The 7,273-nt window shown below is 47.1% G+C and carries 7 protein-coding genes; 1 reads left to right on the forward strand and 6 read right to left on the reverse strand.

The features are described 5' to 3' along the window. Positions 1-219: 219 nt before the first annotated feature. The 6 genes from FD01_RS13290 to FD01_RS13315 form a co-directional block, all read right to left on the reverse strand. The gene (locus tag FD01_RS13290) at positions 220-1,296 is read right to left on the reverse strand and encodes an ABC transporter permease (protein ID WP_056964766.1); all 1,077 of its coding nucleotides are present in this window, start codon (positions 1,294-1,296) and stop codon (positions 220-222) included. A 3-nt stretch (positions 1,297-1,299) separates the two neighbouring features. Beyond that, a complete protein-coding gene (locus tag FD01_RS13295; protein WP_054719012.1) occupies positions 1,300-2,169 on the reverse strand; it encodes an ATP-binding cassette domain-containing protein in 870 nt (289 codons plus the stop codon). After that, positions 2,166-2,537 carry a GntR family transcriptional regulator gene (locus tag FD01_RS13300; protein WP_054719009.1) on the reverse strand — a complete coding sequence of 124 codons (372 nt, stop codon included), beginning with the start codon at positions 2,535-2,537 and terminating at the stop codon, positions 2,166-2,168. Before FD01_RS13300 ends, FD01_RS13295 begins: the two co-directional genes overlap by 4 nt. Before the next feature lie 824 nt (positions 2,538-3,361). Continuing rightward, a complete protein-coding gene (locus FD01_RS13305) occupies positions 3,362-3,835 on the reverse strand; it encodes an S-ribosylhomocysteine lyase (protein WP_056964768.1) in 474 nt (157 codons plus the stop codon). A gap of 12 nt (positions 3,836-3,847) precedes the next feature. Beyond that, a complete protein-coding gene (locus FD01_RS13310) occupies positions 3,848-4,660 on the reverse strand; it encodes a MetQ/NlpA family ABC transporter substrate-binding protein (RefSeq protein ID WP_056964769.1) in 813 nt (270 codons plus the stop codon). Positions 4,661-4,693: 33 nt separating this feature from the next. Then, complete coding sequence (locus FD01_RS13315) at positions 4,694-5,806, reverse strand: 5-methyltetrahydropteroyltriglutamate--homocysteine S-methyltransferase (protein ID WP_056964771.1); 1,113 nt, start codon at positions 5,804-5,806, stop codon at positions 4,694-4,696. A gap of 619 nt (positions 5,807-6,425) precedes the next feature. On the opposite strand from FD01_RS13315, the gene FD01_RS13320 reads away from it, so the two are divergent. Next, complete coding sequence (locus FD01_RS13320; RefSeq protein WP_054719006.1) at positions 6,426-7,172, forward strand: nucleoside phosphorylase; 747 nt, start codon at positions 6,426-6,428, stop codon at positions 7,170-7,172. The last annotated feature ends 101 nt before the right edge of the window (positions 7,173-7,273 follow it).

Raw genomic sequence — 7,273 nt, forward strand, 5'->3', positions numbered from 1 at the left:
CCCTACGAAGTTTTCTATAATGAGACTTTGCACTTAATTTGACAATTCACCACAAAAAAACGAGGTCCACAAGGGGCCTCGCCGCCAACATACATCGGGTCACTACGCCGATGCGGTGTCAGAATTTGAACTTTACTCTTCGATAGGAGTATAACATGGTAACTTTATTTTGACTAGCGATTGCATCGCTTGCATTAATCACAGCGGCACATGACTAGTTTATGCAGTCGTCATCCGTCGATGATGCCAAAAGGCGACGCCACCAGCAATCACAGCGATCACAAATTGAACCATCAACGTGTGATTATCCCAATAACCATGCTCGGTGAAGAACATCACCCCACTGGCGATCAGGATCACAGCAACGACTGTCGTTGGGATCAAAGCCTTGTGCAACCGTAGCCAGCCGGGATAATCCAAGGACAACTGCTGATAAGCTCGCTTGCCTCCAAATAATGCCCCTACTACCAGCACTGCCGCCCCGATGATGATCGGCCAATAACCAGCTAATGGCATATCTAATTGAAAGCTACCCTTGATCCACTTGAATTGAACGGCCAAGGTGCTCAGATTTTGGACGCCCAAGTAGCCCAGAATCATACTAACGACGCTGGTGACCCCAACGGCAACTGGATTGGACACCACGATGCCGATCAACTGTCCTAACAAAATCCCCATCACCGTCAAGATCCAATTATAGCCAAAAATTGCCAACGCCGTCGAACCTGACAAATTCACGATATCACTAGGAATGTTGGCGAACAGCAATGTCCAGTAGCCACCAAACGTGATCACGGTTGCCACTGTTGCTAAACCGATCAAGCCGCTAGTGCGCCACCAGTAATATTGTTGACGTTTGACGCCTAAGCCAAAGATAAACCGATCAAATTGACTTAAATGATCCCACGCCGCCACAAAAGCACCGATCAATAACGCCGCGACAATGATCACAATATCGACTACTTCACCATTTGAAAAAGCCGGCAAGACGGTTTCGTCTTTCGATAAGCCCATACTTTTGGCAGATTCTTGAGGACTTTGGTAAATTTGCGCAGTTTGACGCTGCCAAGACTTAAAATCTTTCAACGGTTCACTGTAGTCTTTGGGATGCTGTTTGTAATTGTTCACTTCATCCTGATAGGCATAACGTGACGCATAGCCTTTGGGTTGAATGCCTTCTTGATAACTTGAAATTTTCCCGTTGGCCAACAACGCCATCCATGCGGTTGCGGCAATCAGGACTAATAGCAATAACCCACGATAACGCCGCCACCATAGTTGTTTGATATTCACCATGATTTAGTCCTCCTTTAACTCGCTGATAAAAAGATCGGCTAATTGCAATGGCAAAGCTTCATTCAACACTGGTTTCACCGCTTCAACTTCAGATTTGACCGTATCGTTGTAATCTTCAAACAACACGATCGCCACGCGCCCTTGAATCGATAAAACGTGCCCGTTGGCTTTGATCACATCTGGAATAGTTTTACCCGAAAATACCATCTGCCGCTTGGAAGCAAGCTTGCGCAAGTCTTCTAAGCGAATGTCTTTGATCAAGGTTTCGTGTTTGAGCATCAACACCCGATCAGCTAACCCATCAAGTTCGCGCAAGTCATGCGATGCGATCAACACACCACGTTTACCATCAGCGACTAAATCGATCACCAGGTCGACGATTTGTTGGCGCACGATCACATCTAAGCCATCAAACGGTTCATCAAATAAAATGAATTCCGCATTACTGGCGATTGCCAAAGCGACGCGCACCAAAGCTTGATAACCTTTGGACAATTGGCCATAGCGTTGATCCTTCAAATTGAAGCGCGCCAGCAACTTCGTATAAGCTGCCATGTCAAAGTTGGGATAACCTGCTTGAAAAGCTTGCCCGACTTTGGTCAAGCGCCAACGTTTAAAGAAAATGCCTTCTGCATCTAAATAGAAAAGATCTGACCGGCGTGCTGGCACCCTTGCGAGGTCGGCATCATTCACCAGAATTTTACCCGCATCTGGATGGTATTGATCCACTAAAGTGCGCATCATGGTGGTTTTGCCCACACCATTGCGCCCGACTAACCCAACAATTTCACCTGGGACTAACGTGAAGCTGATATCAGCCAAAACTGGCTTTTTGAAAATCGTTTTGTCCAGGTGTTCGACTACAACAGTCATGAAATCCCTCCTTTGGCAGCGTCTTGCAACCATTCTTCAAGTTCTGTTAGCGGTACCCCTACCGTTAACGCCGACACCACGACCGCTTGAAACCGCGCTTGCAAAGTGCCGAGCGTTTTATCATCGGTGCCAGGCTTAGGCTCGGCTACAAAACTGCCAAGCCCTGGTTTGACCTCAACAACTTGTTGGGCTTCTAAAGCTTTGTAAGCTTTGGCCACTGTGTTGGGGTTGAGCTGCATTTGCTTGGCCATGTCGCGCACTGACGGGAGCTTGTCGCCCACGGCTAACGCGCCATTGAGGATCTGCGATTTAATTTCCAGCACTAAGCGTTCATAGTAAGCCAAATGACTGAATCTCGGATCATCCATGCGCTGCGCCTCCTTATTTTGTATTACGTGTACTAGTATACACAGTACACTAAAAAGTGCAAGCCTTACTGATGATGTCCGGCATCGTAAGCGTGGTTTTCATCTTCCAGTTAGCTATACCAATCTGCCTTTGGCCGAAAACATGTGAGCGAAAGCGTTTGGCGACACTACGGAAAACTGGACAAGTTGCCGGTGCGGCCGGCGCCAGAGATTGGCCAAACCCAGGCCAATGCTCTTTTGCCTAGATTTGAAGCCAAGAAGAACACTTGTCTTCAAATCTGCCGGTGAAATCCGCGCGAACCGCCATAACCCGGCGTTTCACTTGATTTCACTCTCACGGGCAATTGTCCAATTTTCCTCCGTTCTGCCAAGGCGCTTCCGCTCACATATTTTCTAGTTGGTATCACTAACTTACAGATTCAACACGCTTACGTTGCGACATTCAGATGTCTTAAATATGGTATCAAAGTTGACATCATACGCTTCGTAGCTATCTGGCGTCAGTGGTCAGGCGTGGTGGAAGTGATTTGAAATTGGGACGGAAGCTGGCCGTCGCGACATAGTGAGATTTCCGTTGGCGATCTATCGCTTACGGAAAGCCGCAGGGAAAGATCCACTTGAATCAGAGCGTAGCGATGATCCAAGTTAGCTTTCCCGAGGACCCTCACTATGTCGCGGCGGCCAGCTGGAGTCCCAATTTCAAATCACTGAAACGTAACCAGACCACTGGCACCTGATGGCGGGCCTGAAACACTTACGATGCCGGACATCAAAACAGCCCCTCGACCAAAAATGTCGAGAGGCTGTCTGCATACATTTTAAAATTAGATCACATTGCGAACAAATGGATCATCGGAAATACCTTGGCTTAAAATCAGCTTGCTCCATTCCTTAGCAGAGAATAAGGAGTGATCTTTGTAGTTCCCGCAAGAATCGATGGTCGTGCCTGGCACATCTTCCCACTTGATATCATTGGCGATGGCTTCCAAGCTCCCTTTGAGGGCCTTGGCAACTTCAGTGGTGGAGTGTTCGCCCCAAGTGATCAAATGAAACCCAGTACGGCAGCCAAATGGGGAGCAATCGATGACGCCATCCATACGGTCGCGCAACAAGCTAGCCAACAGATGTTCAATGGTGTGCAAGCCGCCAGTTGGGATCGCATCTTTGTTAGGTTGAACCAAACGTAAATCAAAGTTTGAGATCTTATCGCCTTTAGTCCCTTCTTCTACCGCGATCAAGCGGACATATGGTGCTAAGACTTTCGTGTGATCCAATTCAAAACTTTCAACTTTAGCCATGGTAAATTCCTCCTAATTTTTTAAGTAACTGATCGGCTTTTGGACTTCGACTTTGGTGCCGCCAAATTTCTTCGTCAACCATTTTTGAATGGCTGGTTTGTGATACAAGGTGGTCAGTTTGCGATATGCCTTGTTGTCTTTGTTTTTAGCAGCAGTAGCCAAAATGTTCACGTTTTTGCGCGTGGTTTGGTCGACCTTTTCATGATACAACGCATCTTTGAGAACATTCAACCCCGCTTCATAGGCCACGGTGTTGGCCAACAAACCATAATCAGCATCTTTCATCAGGCGCGGAATGGTGTTGTCTTGGGCTTCTTTGAACTTCAAGTGGTGTGGATTGGATTGAATGTCTTGGACTTTGCCCAACGCGTCAAAATTTTTCGGCAAGGTGATCAAACCAGCTTTGGCGAGCAGTTCCAAACCACGCGTTTCGTTGGCGGCATCGTTTGCGATCACGACTGTGGCGCCATCTGGGATATGCTTCAAGTTCTTGTGCTTGTCGGAATAAATGCCCATCGGCTCCAAGTAAGTCGTACCAAGTGCCACTTGCTTGCCGGCTTTCTGTTCTTTGTTAAACGCTTGGAAATACGCGTATGACTGAAAGGCGTTGACGTCGACACTCCCATCGAGTGTGGCTTGGTTGAGTTGTACCCCATCTTGAAAGCTGGTGACTTTGATCTTTAAGCCCATTTTCTTGGCTTCAGGAGACTTAGCGATATGCCGCCAAATCGTCACATCTGACACCATGGAGCCGATGTTGATGGTTTTGTCTTCAGTTTTCTTTTGACCACAAGCGGCTAAGCCTAACACTAACGCCAGCCCCATGGCAATTTTTCCAACCCACTTTTTCAAAATGATCTAGTCCTTCCAGGTGTCAGCAGCGACTTTTTGCACCAGGGCTAATTTCGCCCATTGGTCAGCATCGGTGATCTTGTTGCCTTCTTCAGTCGAAGCAAAACCACATTGGGTGGAAATCGCCAAGTTTTCCTTTGGCACGAATTGGCTGGCTTCTGCGATCCGCGCTTCAATAGCCTTTGGATCTTCCAATTCAGCAAACTTAGACGTGATCAAGCCTAAAACGATGCGCTTGTTCTTGTCGCCATTCCACAAGGTCTTCAAAGGTTCAAAGCTACCGGAGCGTTCGTTGTCATATTCCAAGAACAAACCGTCGTATGGCAAGTCTTTGATGTAATCGGCCACATATTCATAACCACCAGCAAACAAGAAAGTGGATTGGAAGTTCCCACGGCAAATGTGAGACGCGATGGTCAAGTCAGCAGGCTTGGCTTCCAAGACAGCTTTGATGATGTCATGAGCGGTTTCTGCTAATTCAACGAATGGCTTTTGGGCTTCAGCATCGCCTTGCGTCTTCTTCAAGTTATCGATCAAGTAAGCCCAGTTGGTGTCATCGATTTGCAAGTAGCGCAAACCCAGGTCATAGAAATGTTTGATCGTGTCAGAATAGGCTTCGGTGACGGCTTGCTTGTAAGCATCAAAAGAGTCGTAGAAATCTGCCCAGTTGTCAGAGCGGTGGTCACGGAACAACAAACCAGGACTTGGGATCGTAAATTTAGGTTCCGTACCAGCTGGTGCGACAGACTTGAGATATTCGAAAGCATCATAGAATGGGTGGTGAGGGTTTTCTGCAATCAGTGCCGTCAACGTCACGTTATCGGCAGTGTTGATGTTACCTTTAAAGTTGCGTTCATATTTGACATTGTTCAGCTTGTCGACGCCAGTTAAGCCCCACAAGAAGTCCAAATGCCAGTATTGACGAGAAAATTCGCCATCGGTCACTGCTTTGAAACCTGCAGCGGCTTGCTTTTCAACCAAGTCTTTGATCGCAGCGTGTTGAATTTCCACTTCACGGGCGTTGGATAATTTGCCAGCTAAAAAATCCACATGAGCTTGCTTTAATTCTGCTGGGCGTAAGAAGGAACCTACAAGGTCGGCACGGTATGGTTTAGTCATAATAAAAATCTCCCTTTTTTTAATTGCGTCTTTATATTCTTTTGATATGCCTTAGCGGTGTCGAGGATTTCCAAGCAACGTTCAGACGCCTAGCTACGCTCAAGCACTTAGACCAAAAACCAGTCCAAGCACTTGAGCTAGGCTACCCGCTGAACTAAGAACGCTTAAAAATCCTCTGAGACAAAAAAATCGCCCCCACCTAGCACAATGCTAGATAGGGGCGAATTACCGCGTTACCACCCTAGTTCGAAAGCCTAAGCTTTCCTCAACGGCACCTGTTGATGCCCGGCAAGGTAACGGTTGCGACCGTCGCGCCAGCGTGAACTGGTGTGAAGCTATTAGGAGCTCATCTTCACAAATTTGCAGGCGTCCCTTTTTCACCATCCGGGTTCTCTTTGCCGCCGCGCGTTCGCTACTCTTCTCCGCTAAGCCATATCTGATTAACTCAATAACATCATATTACCATCGATTCTCATGAAGTCAACCTGTAAATGAGAAAAACGTGAGAAAAATTTTCAAATGGCCTGCACAACTGCAGAAATAGGCGGTTCAAAAACCGTTGCTTTACTGCAATATATCACGTATTCTAACCTTACTATCGACGTGAGGAGCCATGTTTATGGACGACCTACCACTTTTTCAACGTGACGACCACAAGGCGGTGATCGAGCCTGATCGCCAACAAGGCTTTATCTTCCCTAAAAAGATGCTGATGGCATTCGTCACTGAAACGAATTTCAAGGCCTTTATTGACCAACAAACTGCTCGTGTTGTTGGGGACTTCCACACCATTAACAACGATTATTCAATTTATGCATGTCAGGTTGATGGACACCTGATTGGTGCCTGCCTCGCACCACTTGGCGCACCAGCAGCAACCCAGATCATGGAATTTCTGATTGCCTATGGTGCAGAAGAAATTCTGGCAGTTGGCTCTTGTGGCGTCTTAGTCAATACCCCTGAAAATCAACTGTTGATCCCAACGCAAGCCTTGCGCGACGAAGGCACTTCTTATCACTACCTTGCACCCGCACCAGCAATCGCGCTCAATGTTCCCTTTGCCCAAGCACTCCAAACCTATCTTGGCCCACAAGCCAAACCAGTGAAAACTTGGACAACTGATGCTTATTTCCGTGAAACCCCGGCAAAAATCAAAGCCGCCTGCGATCACGGTTTTGAAGTCGTCGAAATGGAATGTGCCGCTTTAGCTGCATGCGCTGAATTTCGCCAAGTACGCTTCGGTCAAATTTTGTTTAGCGCCGATTCTTTAGCCACTGTCGAAGCTTATGACGCCAGAGGCTTTGGCATGGATTCGCATATTCGTACAATGGCGATCGGCTTTGATTGCCTGAGACATATTGACTAGTCCAATTGGCCTCATCGAATTTACCCGATGTGGCTATTTTTGTGAACTTGAATTTACAATTGAAGTGGAACACTAAGAAAAAAGACTGACCCACTAGGAGA

The organism is Lacticaseibacillus manihotivorans DSM 13343 = JCM 12514 (assembly GCF_001435035.1).
Lineage (GTDB): Bacteria > Bacillota > Bacilli > Lactobacillales > Lactobacillaceae > Lacticaseibacillus > Lacticaseibacillus manihotivorans.